Raw genomic sequence first — 806 nt, 5'->3', positions numbered from 1 at the left:
GAAAAGGCTCAGCCAGTCGCGCGCCTCGTTGCCGGTAGCCGAGGCGATGCCGCGCCTGATCCTGGAGTTGATGCGGATACGCGTGGTGTTGAGGCGCGGATAGGCGGTGTACCAGAACAGCGTCGGCACCTGCTGGCGCCGCGCCCAGCGCTTGAAGCGATCGCCGTCGCGCGCGCCGTCCAGGAACAGCCAGCGCGTGCGCGGATAGCCGTCGGTGTTGCTCCACACACCGGTCAAGCCGGCCGAGGCCTTGGCGATGAAGTCCTCGAGATAGCTTTCCCAACTGCCTCCGTAATTGGAGAAGAACATCAGCCTGTTGGTGCCGGGCAACAGCACCCAGCGGGCGAAATGAATGGTGTTGATGGTGGCGAGGAAGCCTGGCCTGAACACCTTCTGCGCCGATATCGAGATCAGGTAGAAGGAGAGCCGCAGCGCCAGCCGCCGCAAGATGCCCACCTTCATCGTCGAGATCGCCGTCAGATTGTTCTGCGCGGTGTGGTCCTCATGGGCGAGGATCTTTTCGAGCGCTCCGATCTCGACCGGCGTGCTCGCCGGCTGGTCCTTGTCCTCGAGCCGCCGCAACGCCAGGAAGCAAAACCCGACGAACAGGGCGAGAATGGCCAGCAGACCGAGGACTGAAAGCAGAAGCGAGGTTCCCGCAATCGCGATGTTGGTGAAGGTGACCCCATGCGGGTTTCCGAACACGAGCACATAAGTCATGCGCCAGAAGGCCAGAATGACGATCGCGACGGTGGCGAACATAGCAGGCGTCAGCAGCGTCGTCGTCAGCGCGCGCGACCAGTGGC

Annotated in this window: 1 pseudogene; it reads right to left on the bottom strand. The window is 63.3% G+C overall.

Annotated features, from left to right (window positions below):
• Positions 1-806, bottom strand: a pseudogene (locus EOA27_RS38560) (cytochrome); the annotation flags it as partial.

Source organism: Mesorhizobium sp. M2A.F.Ca.ET.037.01.1.1, from assembly GCF_003998075.1.
Lineage (GTDB): Bacteria > Pseudomonadota > Alphaproteobacteria > Rhizobiales > Rhizobiaceae > Mesorhizobium.
The sequence above is the reverse complement of the archived record's forward strand: the minus strand, read 5'-3'. Positions and strand labels throughout refer to the sequence as shown.